The following is a 19829-nucleotide window of genomic DNA, read 5'->3' as shown; positions in this document are numbered from 1 at the left end:
CATCATCCCGCGCCGACCGCGCTCGCCGCATCGACCACCCCGTGGCCGTAGTACGTCGTGCCGGCCGGCGTGGTCCGGCACGCGGTGTCCGGGCACGGCAGCGGGGTCGCGGACGCGTAGAGGGCCCGCTTGACGCGCTCGGCGCTCCACCACGGGTGCTCGCTCGCGATCAGGGCGGCGACACCGCTCGCGTGCGGCGCGGCCATCGACGTCCCGCTCGCCGAGCGGTATTCGCCGTTCGGCCAGGTCGACCACACGCGCGCGCCGGGCGCCGCGACGCTGATCCGGGACGCCGAGTAGTTCGAGAAGCTCGCTTTGACCAGCTTTTCGTCCAGGGCGCCGGTGCCGACGACGCCGGGCAGCTCGTGGGGCAGCCGCGTGCAGGTCGGGTCGATGCGGCGGTCCACCGGCGTGCTGTCGGCGGGGCTTTCGCGGTCGACCGAGCGCGTGTCGAGGTCGATGCCGGCGTTGCCCGCCGAGGCGACCACGAGGACGTTCCGGCGCTGGGCGTAGGCGACCGCGCGGCCGACGGCCAGCTTCGCCGCGGCCTGGTCGGGCTGGTCGTCGCAGTTGTAGCGCCACGGGATCGAGCGGTAGCTGTTGTTGGTGACGGCGAAGCCGTGTTCGGCGGCCCAGACGAACCCGCAGACCATGCTCTCGGCCGTCTCGGTGTCGTCGAGTTCGGCGAGCTTCACCGCGGCGACGCGGACCCCGGGCGCGACGCCGACGACGCCGGATCCGTTGCGGGCCGCGGCGATCGTGCCGGCGACGTGCGTGCCGTGGCCGTCGAGCGTCGGCCGCCACGCGCCCGGGCTGCGATCGGCCCAGCCCGACAGGCACGACACCGAATCCGCGCGGTCGAAGGCGCCGGCGAGGTCGGGGTGGGTGTCGTCGACGCCGACGTCGAGCACGCCGACGACGGTGCGCCTGCTGCCGTCGGTGACCTCGTGCGCTTCGGGCAGGTGCAGCGCCGGGACGTCCCACGCGGTGCCCTCGGGCGGGACCTGGCCGGAGTTCGGCGAGTTCGGCCCGGTGTAGCGGACGTCCTTGCGGGGCGCGAAGAACGCCTTCGGGATCTTCGCCGTGCGCGTCGCGCCGACGGCGTCGATGCCCGGCGTTTTCCGGACCTTCACGGCGAAGTCGTCCTTCGCCGTGTACGCGACCACCACGCCGATCTGCGGGTACGCGGCGACGACCGTGCCACCGGCTTTCTGCACGGTCAGCGCGGCCCACCACGTGTTGTGCGCGACGACGACGTGCGGCATGACGAGCGGATCCGCCGCGGCCGGGGTGGCGATCAGGCCGAGCAGAAGCGCCGTCACCAAGATCAGTCGCCGCACTCGTCCTCCTCCGGATTCGCCCGAATCGAACATAGCGATCAATTGCCGCGGCGGTACCCCCCTTCAGTCGTAGGCTGACCGCATGACGGGCTTCACGGTGTTCGACACGGCGATCGGGGTCTGCGGGCTCGCGTGGCGCGACGACGTCGTGGTCGGCACGTCCCTGCCCGAAGGCAGCCAGGCGCGCACCCGCGCCTGGCTGCTCAAGCGCTTCCCGCACGCGGTCGAAGGAAGGCCGCCGGCCGCGGTTCGGGCGGCGGTGGACGGGATCGTGGCCCTGCTGGGCGGCGCGCGGCCGGACCTGGCGTCGATCCCGCTGGACTTCTCGGCGGTGCCGGAGTTCAACCGCCGGGCGTACGAGATCGCGCGGACCATCCCGCCGGGCAAGACGCTGACCTACGGCGACATCGCGCACCGGCTCGGGCAGCCCGGGTCGGCGCAGGCCGTCGGGCAGGCGATGGGGCACAACCCGTTCCCGATCATCGTGCCGTGCCACCGGGTCCTGGCCGCGGGCGGCAAGGACGGCGGCTTCTCGGCCCGCGGCGGCGTCGAAACGAAACGCCGGATGCTGGTCATCGAAGGCGCCCTGGCCGACGAGCCCACCCTGTTCTGAAAGTTCTCAAGCAGGCTGCCACGGCTTGATGAAGGCGGACTCCGGCCAGCCCTCGGCCGCCGCCATCAGGGGCATCGCCGTGGCGCCGTCGATGTGTTCGCGGATGATGTCCGCGTGGCCGGCGTGGCGGGCCGTCTCCTGGATCAGGTGCAGCAGGACCCAGCGGACCGACCAGGCCTCGACGTCCCGCGGGAACCACGGCACGCCCTTCGGCACCGGGACCGGCTGCCCCAGGTCCTCGATCCCGCCGATGACCTCCGCCGTCCGCGCCGCGACCTCGTCGTAGCGGGCCAGCACGCCCGCGAGGGTCTCGTCCGGGAGCAGGCGGTGCGCCGACTCGTACTCGGCCACGCTCTCCGCGAACGGCTTCTGCGGCACCTGGAGCACGGTGTCCAGCCAGCTGTACTCGGTGGCGGCGACGTGCTTGATCAGCCCGCCGACCGAGAGCGAGCTCTTCGTCGACGCGGCTCTGGCCTGCTCGTCCGTCAATCCGTGTGCCGCGAGCTTCAGCACGTACCGCTGCTGCTCCAGGAAGCTCAGCAGCCCGTCCCGCTCGTCGGCCACCGGGCGCACGTTTCCCGCCATGTCGATCCACTCCTTCGCGTTCGTTGGGTGGATCGTGCCACCTGGCACCGACAATTCCGGCGGAACCGGCCGCTCAGCCGCCTCGCGGAGCATGCCGCGGCGCGGGCTTGATGAAGGCGTACGCCCCGCCCAAGCCGTACAGGACGGCCCGCACCACCTGCTCGACCCGGCTGACCACGCCTTCGCCGGTGTCCAGCTGCCCCGCGAGCACCAGGGCGGCCCAGGTGACCAGCACGACCACGAGCCCGGCGACGGCGAGCGCGCGCCAGCCCGGCGGCCACCACAGGATCAGGCTGATCACCCCGACCACGAGCACGACGGTCGCCAGCGACGAGAGCAGGCCGCTTCGCTCGGGGTAGGCGGCCTGCAGCAGCGCGACCACGCCGAACGCGCTCACCGAGATCGAGCTGAACCGCGCCGACCACTGGACCGGGCCGAGCCGGTGCAGCGGGGGCCCGGCGAGCAGGAACGCGACTCCCGAGACGGCCAGCAGCACGCGGAACACCGGCGGGCCGGCCAGCAGCGCCTCGACCGGGTCGTGCACCGGCGAGACGCCCGTCGGCAGGAAGAACTCCAGGAGCCACCCCGAATACGCCAGCACGGCCAGTCCCATGAGGAGGGCCGAGGCGAACCGAGCCGTGCGCACGAGGCACACATTAAGCGACCCCGGCGGTTCCGGCGGAACCAGCGTGACCGGGTCGACCGAGTCGTTATGCCTGCGGACGGACGAAGGGGAAGAGGACCGTCTGGCGGATCGAGGCCCCGGTGAGCATCATCAGCAGCCGGTCGACGCCCAGGCCGAGCCCGCCGGTCGGCGGCATGCCGTGCTCCAGGGCGAGCAGGAAGTCGTCGTCCAGCTCCATCGCTTCGACGTCGCCGCTGGCCGCGCGCAGGGACTGCGCCTCCAGCCGGCGCCGCTGCTCGAGCGGGTCGGTCAGCTCGGTGTAGGCGGTGCCGACCTCGGAGCCGAACGCGATGAGGTCCCAGCGCTCGGCCAGCCGCGGGTCTTCGCGGTGCTGGCGGGTCAGCGGGGAGACGTCGGTCGGGTAGTCCGTGTAGAAGGTCGGCAGCACGGTCGCGCCCTCGACGAGGTGCTCGAACGCCTTGAGCACCAGGTCGCCGTGGCTCGGGTCCTCCCCCACCGGCACGCCCGCGGCGTGGCAGAGCCGGCGCAGCTCGGCCACCGGCGTTCCCGAATCGATCTGCTCGCCGAAGGCCGCCGATACGGCGTCGTGCACCGTGATCACCGGCCAGTCGCCGGAGATGTCGTGCTCGGTGACCTTGCCGTCGGCATCGGGCCGACGCACGACCTGGGCGCCGTACGCCGCTTCGGCCGCGTGCTGGACCAGCTCGCGCGTCAGCGTCCGCATCGTGTCGTAGTCGGCGTAGGCCTGGTACGCCTCGAGCATCGTGAACTCGGGGTTGTGCGTGGCGTCGACGCCTTCGTTGCGGAAGTTGCGGTTCAGCTCGAAGACGCGCTCGACGCCGGCGACGCACAGCCGCTTGAGGTACAGCTCGGGCGCGATCCGCAGGTACATCCGCATGTCGTAGGCGTTGATGTGCGTGACGAACGGACGCGCGTTGGCGCCGCCGTGGACCGTCTGCAGCATCGGCGTCTCGACCTCGAGGTAGTCGGCGTGGTGCAGCCGGTCGCGCACCGCGCGGACCACTGTGGACCGCAGCCGCAGCATGTTCGTCGAGTCGGGGTTCACCGCGAGGTCGAGGTAGCGCTGCCGCACCCGCGTCTCCGGGTCGGTGAGGCCCTTCCGCTTGTCCGGCAACGGGTGCAGGCACTTCGCGGTGACCGTCCACTCGTCGACGAGCACCGAGAGCTCGCCGCGCTTCGACGTCACGACCTGGCCGCTGACGCCGACGTGGTCGCCGAGGTCGACGCCGGTCCGCCAGCCCGTGAGGTCGAGCTCGCCGGCGTCCAGCATCAGCTGGATCTCCCCGCTGAAGTCCTTGATGCGCGCGAAGCACAGCCCGCCGAGGACGCGCAGGTTCAGCACGCGCCCGGCGATCCGGACCCGGTGCCCGGTCGCGGTGTCCGGGGCCAGGCCGCCGAACTTCTTCACGACGTCGCCGATGTGGTCGTCCCGGCGGAACCCGACCGGGTACGGGTCGATGCCGGCTTCGCGCAGCTTGGTGAGCTTCGCGATGCGGACGCGGACCTGTTCCGGCCGCCGCACCGGCTTGGCCGCCGGGACCGCCGCGGACTCCTCGATCTCGCGGACGCGCGCGACGAAGTCGTCGCCGACCGTCTCCAGCCGCAGCGACCGCGACCGCCCGGTCGGGACGAACCCTTCGAGCGCGCCCGCGACGATGCCGACGCGCGGCAGCCGCCGCGCCGAGGAGTAGCAGAGGAACCGCGGTTCCCAGTCCGGCCCGTACTTGGCGTTGGACCGGTACAGCGACTCCAGCTGGAAGAACCGCGAGGCGACGCTCAGCACGCCCTTCCACGCCCGCAGCACCGGGCCGGCGCCGATCCGCTCGCCCTCGGAGAAGACCGCGCGGAACATCGCGAAGTTGAGCGAGATCCGCTGCGCGCCCAGGTGCTGCCCGGCCGCGACGACCTCGGCGATCATGTACTCGTTGAGGCCGTTTTCGGCGTCGCGGTCGCGGCGCATGAGGTCGAGCGAGAGCCCGCGCCTGCCCCACGGCACGAACGACAGCAGGCCGCGCAGGTCGCCGCGGGCGTCGTAGGCCTCGACCATCACGCTGCGGCCGTCGCTCGGGTCGCCGAGGCGGCCCAGCGCCATCGAGAAGCCGCGTTCGGTCTCGGCGCCGCGCCACGCCTGGGCGCGGGCGAGCAGCTCGGCCATCTCCTCGTCGGGGATCTCGCCGTGGCGGCGGACCTTCGAGGTGTAGCCGGCGCGCTCGATGCGTTTGACGGCTTGGCGGACCGAGCGCCGCTCCGGCCCGGCGAGGCTGAACTCGCGGACGTCGAGTACCGCTTCGTCGCCGATCTCGAGGGCGCGCAGGCCCGCGTCGGTGTACGCCTTCGCGCCGCGCTCGCTCGCCCCGAGCACGCCGGGCGTCCAGCCGTAGGTGCGCGTCTCGTCGAGCCAGGCGCGGACCGCGTCCGGCCAGCTCTCGGGGTCGCCGATCGGGTCGGCGCTGGCGACGCTGGTGCCGCCGAGCACGCGGTAGGTCACCGCCGCGCGGCCGTTCGGCGAGAACACGACGCTCTTGTCGCGGCGGGTCGCGAAGTAGCCGAGGGAGTCGTCCTCGCCGTGTTCGGCGAGCAGCTTGCGCACGCGAAGCTCTTCTTCGTCGGTACGCAGGCGACGGCTGCGTACGCCGCGGAAGAGCTGGTAGAGCGCCGCGGTGGCGACGGCGGTGGCGCCGAGGTCGAGGAAGACGTCGAGCCAGGCCGGCCCCTCGCCGACGCCGATCCGGCGCAGCTGCAGGTTCTCGCCGGTGGCGTGGTTGACGACCCAGGCGAACCGCTCCCACGAGTCGCCGAGGTGGCCGGGAAAGGCTTCCGCGAGCGCCCAGCCGACCAGGATGACCGCGGTGAAGCCGCCGAAGAGCATGGTCAGGCCGTCGCGCCAGGCGCTCGGCGCGAGCCGGGCGGGGAACGCCGGGCGCAGCGCGAGCAGGAAGAAGATGAGCGCGACCGACAGCACGTCGGCCACCGTGAGCGCCCACAGCTGGGCGGGGATGTGCCGGATCTGCTTCGGGCCCAGCGTCAGCAGCTCGGGCGACCACAGCAGCGTCGCCTGCAGGGCCAGGGTGAGCACCAGCCCGACGACCTGGAACAGGACCAGCGTGTACAGCGCGGCCTTCTTGCGGCGGCGCAGCGCGCCGCCCAGGACGACCAGCAGCAGCACCATCACCAGGCTCGCGCTCGTCGGCACGCTCAGGCTCGAGAACGCCATGTCGATGCCGTTGAGCAGGCGCCCGTGCGGGCCGTTCGTGAGCAGGAGGAGCACCGAGAACACCGCGGCCAGCTGGACCACGGTCGCGACGATGCCGCCCGCCTTCGCCTTCCAGGCCGGCAGGCGCGGACGCGTGCTCGCGAGGGTTCCCATCGTTGCTTTCGTCGCCTTTCCCGGCCGATCGGTGGTCATGCCTGCTTATTGACGTAAGTGAACACAGGTTGGTTGTCCCCGGGCATCAACCTGAAGGCTGACGGGCCCTCGTCCCCGAGGGTGTGAAGCTGGTCGCACCAGGTTGGGGCCGGTCCGGGGGCGTGTCACGCTTTGAGACGCCTCTGCTCCACGACCCGGGGACCTCACCGAGGCCTCGAGGGAAGGACGGTCGACGACGATGTCCGCCAGCGCCGAAGAACCCGCCCCCTACGGCACCGGATCCGCGCCCAAGCCGGCGCCGGGCCGGAAGGTCCGTGTCCACCACCTGCGTGAGCTCAAGGAACGCGGCGAACCGTGGCCGATGCTCACCGCCTACGACATGTACACCGCCGCGCTGTTCGACGAGGCCGGGATCCCCGTGCTGCTCGTCGGCGACTCCGCGGCCAACAACGTCTTCGGCTACGACACCTCGCTGCCGGTGACGGTCGACGAGCTGCTGCCGCTGGTGCGGGCGGTCACCCGGTCGGTCAAGCGGGCCCTCGTGGTCGCGGACCTGCCGTTCGGCTCCTACCAGCTCTCGCCGCAGCAGGCGCTGGAAACCTCGGTCCGCTTCATGAAAGAGGGCCGCGCGCACGCCGTCAAGCTCGAAGGCGGCCGGCGGTTCGCCGCGCACGTCGAGGCGCTGACCTCGGCGGGCGTGCCGGTGATGGGCCACATCGGGTTCACCCCGCAGAGTGAGCACAACCTCGGCGGCTACCGGGTGCAGGGACGCGGCGAAGCGGCGGACGTGCTGCTCGCCGACGCGCTGGCGCTGCAGGAGGCCGGGGCGTTCGCGGTGGTGATGGAGATGGTGCCCGCCGAGGCCGCCAAGCGCGTCACCGCGGAGCTGAAGATCCCGACGGTCGGCATCGGCGCCGGCCCGGACTGCGACGCGCAGGTGCTCGTCTGGCAGGACATGGCCGGGCTGCGGCGCGGCAAGGCACCGCGGTTCGTCAAGCGGTACGCCGACGTCGCCACGGTGCTGCAGAACGCCGCGGCGGCCTTCGCGGAGGACGTCCGCCGCGGCGAGTTCCCGGCACCGGAACACGCTTTCCACGACTAACCCCGGTTCCGGAACCGCTCGGCGAGCGCCGGGTCGTTCTCCCACCACAACCCGGTCGCGGGAGCTTCGTCCAGCCGGGCGTCGATCTGCTTCGCGCGCCGTTCGTCGTCGCGGGCCCACCGCACGAACAGGGCGACGACGAACGGCAGGCCGGCGACGTCACCGCCGATCCACAGCACCCCCGCGCCGATGATCTGGTCGGTGCGGGGGTCCGGGCCGTGGCCCGGGTGGGCGGCCGCGTAGTGCGCGGGCGCGAGCAGCGGGCCGAGCCACAGGACCAAGCCGAGCGCGCCGTCGAAGATCACCTCGGTGAACGCGATCCACACCGACACCAGGTGCGGGTCCGACCGCGGCGTCGGGTCGAGGCCGAGACGGGTCCAGAAGTAGCCGAACCCCGCCAGCACCAGCGCCAGGCGGACCACGCCGTCGGCGATCGAGGAGCGCAGCACGAGGTCGTAGAGCGGGGTCAGGTAGAGGACCAGCAACGGCACGACCAGCGCCAGGGTCACCACGGGCGGGAACGTCAGCGCGCGGGCGAGCGGGCCGCGGCCGTGCCGCCGCAGCCACGGCGCCGGGACCGTGTCGAGCAGGAGCCTGATCGGCGAGCCCAGCGCGAGCAGCAACGGCGTGATCATCAGCAGGGTGATCGTCTGGACCGCGCGGACCCAGAAGAACGTCCGGTCGTAGACCGCCAGTGGCGAGCAGGTGACGACCACGATCGTCACGAGCCCGGCGAGGAACGCCGTCGTGCGGCCCGGCGGCCACGCGCGGCCGCGGGCGGCGCGGACGTAGAGCGTGCCGAGGACGAGGACGGCGAGCAGCGCCGGGACGTCGAGCACGTCAGACCGCGAAGAAGATCAGGCTGCCGATTCCGGCGACCACGCAGTAAATGGCGAACGGGGTCAGAGTGCGCGTTTCGAAGTATCCGGTGAGGAACCGGACAGAAATGTACGAAGCGACTCCGGCGACGACGCTGCCCACCAAGGCCGGGCCGAGCGAAGCGTGGTTTTCCGGAGGGAACAGCGTCGGCATCTTCAGCACGCCCGCGGCGAGGATGACGGGGGTGGCGAGCAGGAACGCGAAGCGCGCGGCGTCCTCGTGCCCGAGCCCGCGGCGCAGGCCGGCGACCATCGTGATACCGGAGCGGCTGATGCCCGGCAGCAGCGCGAGGATCTGCGCCGCGCCGATTAGCACCGCCTCGCCGACGCGCAGCTTCGCCAGCCGGACGTCGGTCCGCTCCTCGACACTGATCGCCCGCATGACGAGCGTCTCCTCGGTCGAGAAGTCCACAGTGTCCGCTTCCTCGACCGGCTTCGCGCGCGAGAACTTCTCGGCGGCGTAGAGGACTCCGCCGTTGAGGGCGAGGAAGATCGCCGACGGCACGGGCTTGCCGAGGAAGTCGCGCAGCAGCCCTTCGAGCAGCAGGCCGGCCAGCCCGACCGGGATGGTGGCGAGCACCAGGAGCCACGCGAGCCGCTGGTCGGGCGTGCGGACTTCGCGGTGCCGCAGCGACGTCCAGAGGCCGCGGACGATCCGCACCCAGTCCTTCCGGAAGAACAGCACGAGCGCCAGCGCGGTGGCGACGTGCATCGCCACGAGCACCGCGAGGTACGGCGAATCCTTGCCGATGCTCAGGTCCCGCTGCCACGATCCGCCTAGCCAGGCAGGCAGCAGGATGCTGTGGCCGAGACTGGACACCGGAAACAATTCCGACACCCCCTGCAAGGCGCCGACGACAATCGCCTCGAGATAGGTCACCGCGGACATTCCGTGCCTTTCCGTACGGCTTTTCGAAACCCCGACACCGGAACGTACCGGCCCATTCGTTAACCACGGGCAAGGGGCACCACCGCGCTCAGCGTCCCCTCAGCTCGTGTTCACATATATGAACTTCAATCATGTTCTTGACTGACGTTCGGGCTGTGGCCTAGCGTTTAGCCCGTCGCCGCCACGACGAAGATTCGGACCCTCGACGAGGAGGACGGGAATGACTGTCAGCGGCTCCTTTTCGTCGGACCCGGCCGCTTCGGGCGGCTGACCCCTGGACGGGAGCCCGCTCAGCCCGGCGGCGGGGGCGGGCTCCCACCTTTTCTTGGTCGTCGTCCCGGCTCTCGGCGGCGGGGTGTCGGGGCGACGGCCAGGACCCTCCGGCAGAGTGTCGGGCATGGACGAGCTGTACCCGCCGATTCCCCCGCGTGCCGAAGGGTTCCTGGACGTCGGCGACGGCCACCGGATCCGGTGCCAGGAGGCGGGCAACCCGGCCGGCAAGCCGGTGGTGGTGCTCCACGGCGGGCCCGGCAGCGGGCTCGCCCCGATGGCGCGGCGCCACTTCGACCCGGCGGCCTACCGGATCGTCCTGTTCGACCAGCGCGGATCGGGCCAGTCGACGCCGGACGCGGACGACCTGCGCGCGAACACGTTGTGGCACCTGGTCGCCGACATGGAGAAGCTGCGCGAACGCCTCGGCATCGAGCGCTGGCAGCTCTTCGGCGGTTCGTGGGGCGCGACCCTCGCACTCGCCTACGCCGAGACGCACCCTTCGCGCGTCAGCGAGATCATCCTGCGGGGCGTGTTCACGGTCCGGCAGAGCGAGCTGGACTGGATCTACCGCGGCGGTGCCGCGAACCTGTTCCCGCGCGAGTGGGAGGCCTTCCTGGCGCCGATCCCGGTTTCCCTGCGGGACGACCCCCTGGCCGCGTACAGCGGCCTATTGGAGCATCCCGACGAGGAAGTCCGCCACCGGGCCGCGATCGCGTGGAGCACCTGGGAAGGCGCGACGGTATCCGTGCAGCCGCAGGAGGCATTCGTCCGCCAGTACGCGGACCCGGCGTTCGCATGGACGTTCGCCCGGCTCGCGGTCCACTACTTCAGCCACGGCGCCTGGCTGGAGGAGGGACAGCTGATCCGCGACGCGGGCAAGCTCGCGGGCATCCCGGCGGTGCTGGTACAGGGCCGCTACGACACGGTGTGCCCACCAACCACGGCGTACGAGCTGCACCAGGCGTGGCCGGGGTCGGAGCTGAAGCTCCTGGAGGGTGCCGGGCACGCGGTAACGGACCCGGGCATGCTGGCAGCGCTACGGACGGCAACGGATTCGTTCCGCGCGTAGCGCGACCCACGAGAAGAGCTGGGTGGTCATCCCGTCGCCTGAGGCCGTGAAATCACTTTGAGCCGGGCCCGCAACCGGCAGCCCAAGGCGAGAGAGCATGCCAGGCTTGCGGGCCCGGCTCAAAGTGATAGGCCTCGTTCAGGCGACGGGATGACCACCCAGCGGCCCACCTCGACAAGGTGAGAAGACAGCGGCACGAGAGGTCATCCCGGAGCCTGCCCGTCCGGCGAGGACAGCTTTTTTCTTTGAAGCCACGGCAGAAACCCCGGCTCAGCGGGTCCGACCTCCCCCGCCCTCCGTTCGGAGTGTCCGTCGCCGCCCGGGTTTGTCAAGGCGGGAAAGCGTGCCTTGACAAACCCGGTCGTCGACTGGAAAGCGGCTTGGGAGGAGGGCGGGGGAGGTCTGGTGACCTCGTGGTCGGCTTGCGTTGCCGGCTCCCGGTTGCAGCTGGCCCCGCCCGGGGTCGGAGGTCTAGAGCCGGCCGCCCGAAGCCGTGTCGCCGGACAACCTCTGGGCCAAATACACCGGGACCGTCGACACCACGATCAGCACCGCCGCCACCACATTCACGATCGGTGCCTGGTTCGGCCGGAACAGGTTGTTGTAGATCCAGATCGGCAGTGTCTCCATGCCCGTGCCCAAGGTGAACGTCGTCACGATGATCTCGTCGAACGACAGCGCGAACGCCAGCAGGCCGCCCGCCAGCAGCGCCGATCGCAGCATCGGGAATGTCACCAGCCGGAACGTCGTGAAGCCCGTCGCGCCCAGGTCCATCGACGCCTCCTCCAGGCTGCCGCCCATCCGGCGCAGCCGTGCGACGACGTTGTTGAACACCACCACGATGCAGAACGTCGCATGCGCGATGATCGCCGTCAGCAGGCCCAGGTTGATGCCCAGGATGGTGCGGAACGCGTTGTTCAGCGCGATACCCGTCACGATGCCGGGTAGTGCGATCGGCAGGATGATGAGCAGTGACACCGGGTTGCGTCCGAAGAACCGGTAGCGCTGCAACGCGAACGCCGCCATCGTGCCGAGGACCAGCGCGATCGCCGTCGCCGCCAGGCCGGCCTGGACGCTCGTCCACAGCGCGTGCAGTGCCCCTTCGTTCGACGCCGCGCGGCTCCACCACTCCAACGTGAAGCTCGACGGTGGCCAGCCGAACGTCGTGTCCGCGTTGAACGAGTTGAGCAGCACCACCACCAGCGGGAAGTAGATCACCGCCAGGCCGAGTCCCAGCGCCGCCCACAACACCCTGCGCATGAGATCTCCTAGAGGTTGTCCAGCGCGCCGGTGCGGCGCACCGCGGCCAGGTACACGAGCATGATCACGACCGGCACCGTCGCGACCGTTGCCGCGAACGGGAGGTTGTTGGCCGCGCCGATGTTGTCGTAGACGACGTTGCCGAGCATCTGGGACGTGCCGCCGACGATCTTCACCGCGATGTAGTCACCCAGGGACAGCGAGAACGTGAAGATCGAGCCCGCCACGATCGCCGGGAACGTCAGCGGCAGGATCACCGAGCGGAACGTCCGGAACGAGCGCGCGCCGAGGTCGCCGGAAGCGTCCACCAGGGAATCCGGCAGGCGGTCGAGCCCCGCGTAGATCGGCAGGATCATGTACGGCAGCCACAGGTACGACAGCGTGATGATCGTCGCCGTGACGCCGTAGCCGGGTGAGATCGAGCTCAGGGCGCCGTTCCCGGACAGCATCGAGCGCCACGCGTACGCCTTCACCAGGTAGCTGGCCCAGAGCGGGGTCATGATCGCGATCACGAGGATCCGTTGCGCGCGCGGCGAAGCGAGCTTGGCCATCGCGTACGCCATCGGGAACGCGACGACCGCGTCGATCACCGTGACCAGCGCCGCGATCCCGACCGTGCGGAAGGTGATCGTGCGGTACACCGCGTCGGTGAACAGCGTCGTGAAGTTGTCCAGCGACCACTCGATGACGACCTGGCCGGTGAACGCGTCGGTGTGCCAGAACGCCGTGACGAACAGCGCGGCGAGCGCGCCCAGGTAGGCCAGGCCGAGCCAGAGCAGCGGGGCCGACAGCAGGAAACCCAGGCGCAGCTTGGGTTTCCGGTAGAAGAAGGCCGATACGGCGGTCATCACACCTCGCAGGGAGAGGTCCGGGAGCGGCGGGCGGAGTGGGGGGACACAGCCCGCCGCCCCCGGGGTTCGGGGTCAGCCCTTGATTTCGGTCCAGGCCTTCGTCCACTCGCCGTAGTCCTTGCACTTGACGTCCGTGCGGCCGTCGAGGCACTGCTGGATCGGCGTGGTCCAGTACGCGATCTTCGCCGCGTACCCGGCGTCGTTGGCGTGGTAGGCGTCGCAGAGCGTCTTGTCGGTCATCTCCGCGCACGCCTTCGGGTTGGCCGGCGCCTCGCCGAAGTACTCGGCGACCTGGGCGTTGACCTTCGGGCTGATGATGTAGTCGAGCCACTTGTACGCGCACGTCTTGTGCGCCGACTTCGCCGCGACCATCCAGGTGTCCGACCACCCGGTCGCGCCTTCGCTCGGCACGGACGCCTCCAGCGGCGCGCCTTCACCCTTGGTCAGGTTGACCGTGACCTGCCAGGCGGTCCCGACGACGGCGTCGGCGTTCTTCAGCGCCTGGGACTCCTTCAGGTAGTCCGACCAGTACTCGCTCACCAGCGGCCGCTGCTGCTTGAGCAGGGCGACCGCGGCGGCGAACTGCTTGTCGTCGAGCGCGTACGGGTTCTTGATGCCCAGGTCGGGCTGGTGGGCCTGCAGGTAGAGCGCGGCGTCGGCGATGTAGATCGGCGAGTCGTAGGCGATCACCTTGCCCTTGTAGGGCGAGTTCGCGTCGAACATGACCGACCACGACGTCGGCGCCGGCGTCACCTTGTCGGTGCGCCAGGTCAGCAGGTTCGCGCCCCAGCCGTGCGGGATGCCGTAGGAGACGCCGCCGACGCTGTTCCAGGACTTGTCCTTGAGGAACGGCTGGACGTCGGCGTAGTTCGGGACGAGCGCGGTGTTCACCGGCTCGGCGTCACCGGAGGCCACCAGCCGCAGCGACGCGTCGCCCGAGGCGGACACGACGTCGTACTGGCCGGTCTTCATCAGCGTCACGGCTTCGTCGGACGTGCCGAACGGCTTGACGTTCACCTTGCAGCCGGTCTGCTGCTCGAACGGCGTGACCCAGTTGACCTTCGGGTCGTTGGAGCCGTTTTCCGCGTACCCCGGCCAGGCCAGCACGTTCAGCTGACCCTCCGGCTGCCCGAGCGCCTTGAGCGCTTCGAGCTTCGGCGGGGTGAAGCCCTGCGCGCCGGGCGGCGCGGACGAATTCGTGCCCGACGTGCCACATGCAGCCAACAGCAGGCTAGCGCCGAGCAGGCCGGCAAGCCGCGTCTTCCTGTTCTTCATGGCAACCCTTCTGAGTACTACTGGACTCTGAGTACTACTGGACCTGGAAGCTGTGTTCGTTCCGCCAGCTCAGGCGGACGCGCCCGTCGGCGAAAGCCGCGTCGTCGACGTTCTGCCGGACGACCGAAAGCTGCCCGCCGGCGTCGAGGGCGACGGCGTACCGCACGGTCGCCCCGGCGTAGACGACGTCGGTGACCGTGCCGGTCGCGGTGGTGTGCCCGGCCGCGGCGGGCTCGGACAGCTCGCCGTCGATGCGGATCTTCTCCGGCCGGATGCTGAACAGCCCCGGCCGTCCGATCACGGACTCGGCGCCGCGGCCGCCCAGCAGGTTGGACGTGCCGACGAACCCGGCGACGAACGCGCTGGCGGGCCGCTCGTAGACCTCTTCGGGCGTTCCGACCTGCTCGATCCTGCCGTCGTTGAACACCGCGATGCGGTCGCTCATGGTGAGGGCTTCGTCCTGGTCGTGGGTGACGAAGACGAACGTGATGCCGACGTCGCGCTGGATCTGCTTGAGCTCCAGCTGCATGGTCTGGCGCAGCTTGAGGTCGAGCGCGCCGAGCGGCTCGTCGAGCAGCAGCACCTTGGGCCGGTTGACCAGCGCGCGGGCGAGCGCGACGCGCTGGCGCTGCCCGCCGGACAGCTGCGCGGGCTTGCGGGAGCCGTAGTCCTCCAGCCGCACGGTCTTCAACGCCTCGAGCGCGCGCTCCCGGCGTTGCTGCTTCGGGACGCGCTTGACGCGCAGGCCGTACTCGACGTTCTGCTGCACGGTCATGTGCGGGAACAGCGCGTAGTCCTGGAACACCGTGTTGACGTCGCGCTCGAACGGCGCCAGGCGGCTGACGTCCCGGCCGTCCAGCTCGATCGTGCCGTCGGTGGGCAGCTCGAAGCCGGCGATCATGCGCAGCACCGTCGTCTTGCCGGAGCCGGACGGGCCGAGCATGGAGAAGAACTCGCCGGGCGGGATGTCGAGGTCGACGCCGTCGACCGCGTGGACGTCGCCGAAGTGCTTGCGCAGCCCGGAAAGCCGGATGGCGGGCCGCGCCGGTTCGGCGGGTGCGGTCTCCTCGGGCGCCGCCGACGGTGCTTGGTTGGGCATCGCGACCCTCACAGTGCGCTCATCACGTGCTTGACGCGGGTGTAGTCCTCGAGGCCGTACAGCGAGAGGTCCTTGCCGTAGCCGGACTTCTTGAACCCGCCGTGCGGCATCTCGGCCACCAGGGGAATGTGGGTGTTGATCCAGACGCAGCCGAAGTCGAGCTTCGCGGCCAGGCGCATCGCGCGCTGGTGGTCGCGGGTCCAGACCGAGGACGCGAGGCCGTACTGCACGGCGTTCGCCGACTTGAGCGCTTCGGTTTCGTCGGCGAACCGCTGGACGGTGATGACCGGCCCGAAGATCTCGTTCTGGCTCATCTCGTCGTCCTGCTTCAGCCCCGAAACGACGGTGGCTTCGTAGAAGTAGCCTTCGTCGCCGGCGCGGTGTCCGCCACAGTGGACGGTCGCGTGCTCCGGTAGCCGGTCGATGAACCCGGAGACCTTTTCCAGCTGGGCCGCGTTGTTGAGCGGGCCGTAGGCGACGTCTTCGTCGTCGGGCTTGCCGGTCTTGGTGTGCTCGGCCTGCCGGGAGAGCGCCGCGACGAACGTGTCGTGGACTTCGTCGGCGACGAGCACGCGCGTGGCGGCGGTGCAGTCCTGGCCGGCGTTGAAGTAGCCCGCGACGGCGATGGCCTCGGCGGCGGCTTCGAGGTCGGCGTCGGCGAAGACGATGACCGGCGCCTTGCCGCCGAGCTCGAGGTGGACGCGCTTGACGTCGTTGGCCGCGCTGCGCGCGACTTCGATGCCGGCCCGGACCGAGCCGGTGATCGACACCATCGCCGGGATGTCGTGCTCGACCAGCGCGCGGCCGGTGTCGCGGTCGCCGCAGACGACGTTGAACACGCCGGGCGGGAAGAACTCGCCGGCGATCTCGGCGAGCAGCAGCGTCGACGCCGGCGTCGTGTCGGACGGCTTGAGCACGACGGTGTTGCCGGCGGCGAGCGCGGGCGCGATCTTCCAGATGGCCATCAGCAGCGGGTAGTTCCACGGCGTGATCTGCGCGCAGACGCCGACGGGCTCGCGGCGGACGAACGACGTGTGGCCTTCCAGGTATTCGCCGGCGGACCGGCCTTCGAGCACGCGCGCGGCTCCCGCGAAGAACCGGACCTGGTCCAGGATCATCGGGATCTCTTCGGCCATGGTGAGCGCGATCGGCTTGCCGGTGTTCGCGGACTCGACGGCCACGACCTCCTCGGCGCGGGCTTCGAGGGCGTCGGCGAGCTTGAGCAGCGCGAGCTGGCGCTGGGCGGGCGTCGTCGCGCGCCAGGTCTCGAACGCGGTCGCGGCCACCTGCAGCGCGTTGTCGACGTCCTCGGGTCCGGCGATCGGCGCGGTGCAGTAGGGGCGCCCGGTGACCGGGTCGATGATCTCCGCCGTCCGGCCCGACTTGGACTCGACGTACGCGCCGCCGACGTAGTGCTTCAGCTCGCGCGGCGGGGCGGGTGGGCTGGTGGACGACACAGTGCCTCCTGGCTGCGGTCGGGGGCTAAAACATATAAGTCCATATGTAATAGGACAAGAGGATCAGGCAAGATTGGTGCGAACGGGTTGCCGGCGAGGCGAAGGGTCACGATGCGCAAGGGCATGTCGCACAGCGCGCGGTCCGCCATGTTCGCGCCGCTCGGCCAGATGGGCCGGGCGGAGGCGGTGGCGGCGCGGCTGGCCGACGCCATCACGCTCGGTCTGCTTGCCGACCAGGAACAACTGCCGAGCGAAGCCGACTTGAGCGCGCAGTTCGGCGTCTCGACCGTGACCGTCCGGGAAGCGCTGGTGGCCCTGCGGCAGCAGGGGCTGGTGGAGACGCGGCGGGGGCGCAGCGGCGGCAGCTTCGTCCGCGCGCCGGCCAACCCTCCCCCGGACGAGTGGCGCTCGCGGTTGCGCGAGGTGTCCCTGTCCGACCTGCGCGACGTCGGCGACCACTACCTGGCGATCGCCGGGGCCGCCGCGAAGCTCGCGGCCGAACGCAGCTCGCCCGAGGACATCGCGCGGCTGCGGCTGGCGGCCGACGACCTCCGCACGGCGCACGGCATCGACTTCACGCGCGCGGAGCGGCAGTTCCACCTGGAGGTCGCGGCGGCCGCGCAGTCGCCGCGGCTGACGCACGAAGAGCTCCAGCTGCAGACCGAGCGCGGCGGGCTGCTGTGGCTGCCGCTCGACCCGGGGTCGCCCGCCTGCGAGGAGCACGCGGCGATCACGACGGCGATCGCGGCCGCGGACGGCGAACTGGCCCGCAAGCTCACCGAGGAGCACATCCTGGGGGCGCTCGACCGCCTCGCGGACGTGCACCTGAACTTGCTCACCCCGTAAACTCCGCTTCATTCCGCACACCCGAGGTGAGCACCGTGAACGACACCCGCACGCTGGCAGGCGACGAGGTCGTCGAGCAGGTTTCGGTGCTGGTGGAAGGGGTCTTCGAACGGCTGAAGCCCCCGCTGGCGGCAGCCGAGTCGGTGCTGGCCGACGCCCCGTCCGCGGCGGCGTTGCACCGGATCCGCCCCCAGGTCACCGAAGCGCTGGGCGGGCTGATCATCGGCGCGGGCTTCGTCAGCGCCCCGCGCGTGCTGGCCGATTCCGAGTTCGGCTTCGAGTGGTGGACCCGCTCCGGGGGCGAGCCGCCGTCCCAGCTGTTCATCAGCCTCGACCCGGGCAGCGAGAACTTCCTGGACTACACGCGCCAATCGTGGTTCACGGTCCCGCGCGACACCGGGCGGCGGCACATCAACGGCCCGTACGTCGACTACCTGTGCACCGACGAGTACACGCTGACGTTCACGATTCCCGTTTCCCGCGGCGGTTCCTTCGCGGGAGTCGTCGGAGCGGACGTGTACGTGCGCGAGTTCGAGCGCGCGGTGCGCCCGAAGCTGCGGTCGCTGGGGCGCGGAGCGGCGTTGCTGAACGCGCAGGGGCGCGTGATCGTGTCCAACAGCGTGCGGCAGCCGACCGGGTCCCTGGTCCGGGAGGCCGGCGTCCCGGCCTGGTGGTCCGCGGGCGCGGAACCCGGGCCGTCCCTGCGCCGGTGCGGCGACTCGCCGATCGTGCTCGTGACCGGCGACTAAGTCTGCAGCGCCACCCACAGCTCCGCGCGCACGCCGGGTGAGTCCAGGTCCCGGCCCAGGAGTTCCGCGGCCTTGCGGATCCGGTTCCGCAGCGTGTGCCGGTGGACGCCCAGCCGCGCGGCCGCCACGTCCCAGTGGCCGTGGTGCTCCAGCCAGCAGCGCACCGACTCGACCAGATCCCCGCGGCCGGACTCGTCGTGCCTTCGCAACGGCGCCAGCAAGTTCTCGCCGTAGATGCGCGCCACCACCGGGTCGATGAGCGACAGCAGGCCGCGGGCCGCGTGTTCGGCGTAGGTGACCAGGGGTTTGCCGTCCGCCTCCGCCGCGCGGGCGGCCAGGTCCGCCTGCTCCGCCGCCACCGCGAAGTTCTCCAGCGGCACCGGATCCACCAAGCCCGCGTACATCGGCCCCACGGTCGCCGCCGCGGCCAGCGCCCGAGCCGGCACGTCGCCGCCGGACCTGCCGATGACGAGCACCGCCGATCCCGACTCCGCGAAGAACAGCGAGCTGTCGCCTTCCAGCGCGTCGCCGAGCCGGCGGCGCTGGGCGGGGCCGCCGACCAGCGCCACCACCGCCCACGGCGGCTCCGGCGGGTCGCCCCACGCCGTGGTCATCACCCCGAGCGCCAGTTCGTGCCGGCCGGCCGCCAGCAGGTCCACCACGCCGGTCCGGAGCAGCCGCCACGCGTGCGTCAGCTTCACATCCTGTTCCAGCGCAAGGGAAAGCAGCGCGACCGCCGTGTTCACCACGTGGCGTCCGGCGGTGTCGAGGGGCTCGGGCGTACCGACCGCGAGCGCCCGCCGCGCCCGCGTCGGAAGGGTCTGCAGCACGACCTCGTGCCCGTCGAGCGCGAAGACCCGCGTACCCGAGCGAAGCTGCTTCAGCTCGTCGCGCACTTCGTCGGCGTAAGACATCGCGGCGCCCGTCCCCTCGGCACCCGCGGTGTCCAGCAGCAGCACCCAGCCGTCGACGAGCTTCGCCAGCTTGCGCAGCACCCCCGCCGGGCCGCCCTTGCCGACCGCCGTGCGGGTCAGCTCCTGCTGGGCCGTGCCGATCCGGACCGTCGTCGCGTACTCGTCGGCCGCCACCGCCCGGGAGACCGCGCGGGTGATCGCGATGAACGGCGTCTCGCGCGGCACCTCCAGCACCGGGAGTCCCACCTCGGCGGCGGTCGTCACGAGCGCGCGGGGCACGGATTCGTGGCTCAGCCCGACGCCGAAGCCGAGCCCCGCGACCCCCGCGTCCACCAGCCGGCGCACGTAGGCCGGCGACGACTCCTCGTCCAGGGCCAGCCCCGTCGTGAGCAGCAGCTCGCCGCCCTCGAGGAACGCCTGCGGGTCGGTCAGCTCCGTCGGGTGGACCCACCCGATCGGACGGTCCAGGAGGTCGTCGCCGGTCAGCACCCGCAGCCCGAGCGGGCGGTCGGCGGCCAGTCCGGCCAGCGTGAGTGCCATAACGGCCAATCGTACGCGCCTTCTTGTACGGAACGGCCAGCTGACGACGACCGCC

Annotated in this window: 17 protein-coding genes; 5 read left to right on the top strand and 12 right to left on the bottom strand. The window is 71.1% G+C overall.

The features are described 5' to 3' along the window. Nucleotides 1-2: 2 nt before the first annotated feature. Complete coding sequence (locus tag AB0J40_RS38615) at nt 3-1340, bottom strand: S8 family serine peptidase (RefSeq protein WP_364463791.1); 1338 nt, start codon at nt 1338-1340, stop codon at nt 3-5. 82 nt (nt 1341-1422) lie between these two features. Here AB0J40_RS38615 and AB0J40_RS38610 point away from each other — a divergent pair, with 82 nt between their 5' ends. Further along, nucleotides 1423-1953, top strand: coding sequence for a methylated-DNA--[protein]-cysteine S-methyltransferase (locus tag AB0J40_RS38610; RefSeq protein WP_364463788.1), 531 nt, complete (start codon nt 1423-1425; stop codon nt 1951-1953). A gap of 6 nt (nt 1954-1959) precedes the next feature. Here AB0J40_RS38610 and AB0J40_RS38605 read toward each other — a convergent pair whose 3' ends face one another. From AB0J40_RS38605 to lysX, 3 genes are all read right to left on the bottom strand, one after another. Beyond that, nucleotides 1960-2538, bottom strand: coding sequence for a DinB family protein (locus tag AB0J40_RS38605; RefSeq protein WP_364463785.1), 579 nt, complete (start codon nt 2536-2538; stop codon nt 1960-1962). A gap of 73 nt (nt 2539-2611) precedes the next feature. After that, a complete protein-coding gene (locus tag AB0J40_RS38600; RefSeq protein ID WP_364463783.1) occupies nt 2612-3184 on the bottom strand; it encodes a hypothetical protein in 573 nt (190 codons plus the stop codon). A gap of 64 nt (nt 3185-3248) precedes the next feature. After that, complete coding sequence (gene lysX / locus AB0J40_RS38595; protein ID WP_364463835.1) at nt 3249-6572, bottom strand: bifunctional lysylphosphatidylglycerol synthetase/lysine--tRNA ligase LysX; 3324 nt, start codon at nt 6570-6572, stop codon at nt 3249-3251. A gap of 238 nt (nt 6573-6810) precedes the next feature. Between lysX and panB the strand changes: the two genes are divergently transcribed. Continuing rightward, nucleotides 6811-7674, top strand: a complete 864-nt coding sequence (gene panB / locus AB0J40_RS38590; RefSeq protein WP_364463780.1) for a 3-methyl-2-oxobutanoate hydroxymethyltransferase — start codon at nt 6811-6813, stop codon at nt 7672-7674. On the opposite strand, the gene AB0J40_RS38585 is transcribed toward panB, so the two are convergent. After that, nucleotides 7671-8513, bottom strand: coding sequence for a cytochrome c oxidase assembly protein (locus AB0J40_RS38585; RefSeq protein ID WP_364463777.1), 843 nt, complete (start codon nt 8511-8513; stop codon nt 7671-7673). The genes panB and AB0J40_RS38585 overlap by 4 nt on opposite strands. Before the next feature lies 1 nt (nt 8514). Continuing rightward, nucleotides 8515-9441 (bottom strand): undecaprenyl-diphosphate phosphatase, encoded by a 927-nt coding sequence (locus AB0J40_RS38580; protein ID WP_364463775.1) that lies wholly within the window; start codon nt 9439-9441, stop codon nt 8515-8517. Nucleotides 9442-9838: 397 nt separating this feature from the next. On the opposite strand from AB0J40_RS38580, the gene pip reads away from it, so the two are divergent. Beyond that, entirely contained in the window at nt 9839-10783 is a 945-nt protein-coding gene (gene pip, locus AB0J40_RS38575) for a prolyl aminopeptidase (RefSeq protein ID WP_364463772.1), read from the top strand. Nucleotides 10784-11254: 471 nt separating this feature from the next. Here pip and AB0J40_RS38570 read toward each other — a convergent pair whose 3' ends face one another. From AB0J40_RS38570 to AB0J40_RS38550, 5 genes are all read right to left on the bottom strand, one after another. Beyond that, complete coding sequence (locus tag AB0J40_RS38570) at nt 11255-12043, bottom strand: ABC transporter permease (protein WP_364463769.1); 789 nt, start codon at nt 12041-12043, stop codon at nt 11255-11257. 8 nt (nt 12044-12051) lie between these two features. Next, nucleotides 12052-12891, bottom strand: a complete 840-nt coding sequence (locus tag AB0J40_RS38565) for an ABC transporter permease (protein ID WP_364463766.1) — start codon at nt 12889-12891, stop codon at nt 12052-12054. A 75-nt stretch (nt 12892-12966) separates the two neighbouring features. After that, nucleotides 12967-14169 carry an ABC transporter substrate-binding protein gene (locus AB0J40_RS38560; protein WP_364463763.1) on the bottom strand — a complete coding sequence of 401 codons (1203 nt, stop codon included), beginning with the start codon at nt 14167-14169 and terminating at the stop codon, nt 12967-12969. A gap of 34 nt (nt 14170-14203) precedes the next feature. Further along, entirely contained in the window at nt 14204-15268 is a 1065-nt protein-coding gene (locus AB0J40_RS38555; protein WP_364463760.1) for an ABC transporter ATP-binding protein, read from the bottom strand. 8 nt (nt 15269-15276) lie between these two features. Then, entirely contained in the window at nt 15277-16725 is a 1449-nt protein-coding gene (locus AB0J40_RS38550; protein WP_364463757.1) for a gamma-aminobutyraldehyde dehydrogenase, read from the bottom strand. A gap of 111 nt (nt 16726-16836) precedes the next feature. On the opposite strand from AB0J40_RS38550, the gene AB0J40_RS38545 reads away from it, so the two are divergent. Both AB0J40_RS38545 and AB0J40_RS38540 read left to right on the top strand, forming a co-directional pair. Next, on the top strand, nt 16837-17571 hold the full coding sequence (locus AB0J40_RS38545) for an FCD domain-containing protein (RefSeq protein WP_364463754.1): 735 nt from the start codon (nt 16837-16839) through the stop codon (nt 17569-17571). Between the two features lie 35 nt (nt 17572-17606). Beyond that, nucleotides 17607-18320, top strand: a complete 714-nt coding sequence (locus tag AB0J40_RS38540; RefSeq protein WP_364463751.1) for a cache domain-containing protein — start codon at nt 17607-17609, stop codon at nt 18318-18320. On the opposite strand, the gene AB0J40_RS38535 is transcribed toward AB0J40_RS38540, so the two are convergent. Next, nucleotides 18317-19774, bottom strand: coding sequence for a PucR family transcriptional regulator (locus AB0J40_RS38535; RefSeq protein ID WP_364463749.1), 1458 nt, complete (start codon nt 19772-19774; stop codon nt 18317-18319). The two genes, AB0J40_RS38540 and AB0J40_RS38535, sit on opposite strands and share 4 nt — an antisense overlap. Nucleotides 19775-19829 lie beyond the last annotated feature (55 nt).

The sequence above is a fragment of the Amycolatopsis sp. NPDC049691 genome (assembly GCF_040675005.1).
Lineage (GTDB): Bacteria > Actinomycetota > Actinomycetes > Mycobacteriales > Pseudonocardiaceae > Amycolatopsis.
Note: the sequence above shows the minus strand (reverse complement) of the source record. Positions and strands in the feature narration are given on the sequence as shown.

What these genes read in the sequence shown, in the direction of transcription:
- AB0J40_RS38610 (WP_364463788.1), top strand. Translation starts at nt 1,423, where the DNA reads ATGACGGGCTTCACGGTGTTCGACACGGCGATCGGGGTCTGCGGGCTC.
- AB0J40_RS38605 (WP_364463785.1), bottom strand. Translation starts at nt 2,538, where the DNA reads ATGGCGGGAAACGTGCGCCCGGTGGCCGACGAGCGGGACGGGCTGCTG.
- lysX (WP_364463835.1), bottom strand. Translation starts at nt 6,572, where the DNA reads ATGGGAACCCTCGCGAGCACGCGTCCGCGCCTGCCGGCCTGGAAGGCG.
- panB (WP_364463780.1), top strand. Translation starts at nt 6,811, where the DNA reads ATGTCCGCCAGCGCCGAAGAACCCGCCCCCTACGGCACCGGATCCGCG.
- AB0J40_RS38580 (WP_364463775.1), bottom strand. Translation starts at nt 9,441, where the DNA reads ATGTCCGCGGTGACCTATCTCGAGGCGATTGTCGTCGGCGCCTTGCAG.
- pip (WP_364463772.1), top strand. Translation starts at nt 9,839, where the DNA reads ATGGACGAGCTGTACCCGCCGATTCCCCCGCGTGCCGAAGGGTTCCTG.
- AB0J40_RS38570 (WP_364463769.1), bottom strand. Translation starts at nt 12,043, where the DNA reads ATGCGCAGGGTGTTGTGGGCGGCGCTGGGACTCGGCCTGGCGGTGATC.
- AB0J40_RS38565 (WP_364463766.1), bottom strand. Translation starts at nt 12,891, where the DNA reads ATGACCGCCGTATCGGCCTTCTTCTACCGGAAACCCAAGCTGCGCCTG.
- AB0J40_RS38560 (WP_364463763.1), bottom strand. Translation starts at nt 14,169, where the DNA reads ATGAAGAACAGGAAGACGCGGCTTGCCGGCCTGCTCGGCGCTAGCCTG.
- AB0J40_RS38555 (WP_364463760.1), bottom strand. Translation starts at nt 15,268, where the DNA reads ATGCCCAACCAAGCACCGTCGGCGGCGCCCGAGGAGACCGCACCCGCC.
- AB0J40_RS38545 (WP_364463754.1), top strand. Translation starts at nt 16,837, where the DNA reads ATGCGCAAGGGCATGTCGCACAGCGCGCGGTCCGCCATGTTCGCGCCG.
- AB0J40_RS38535 (WP_364463749.1), bottom strand. Translation starts at nt 19,774, where the DNA reads ATGGCACTCACGCTGGCCGGACTGGCCGCCGACCGCCCGCTCGGGCTG.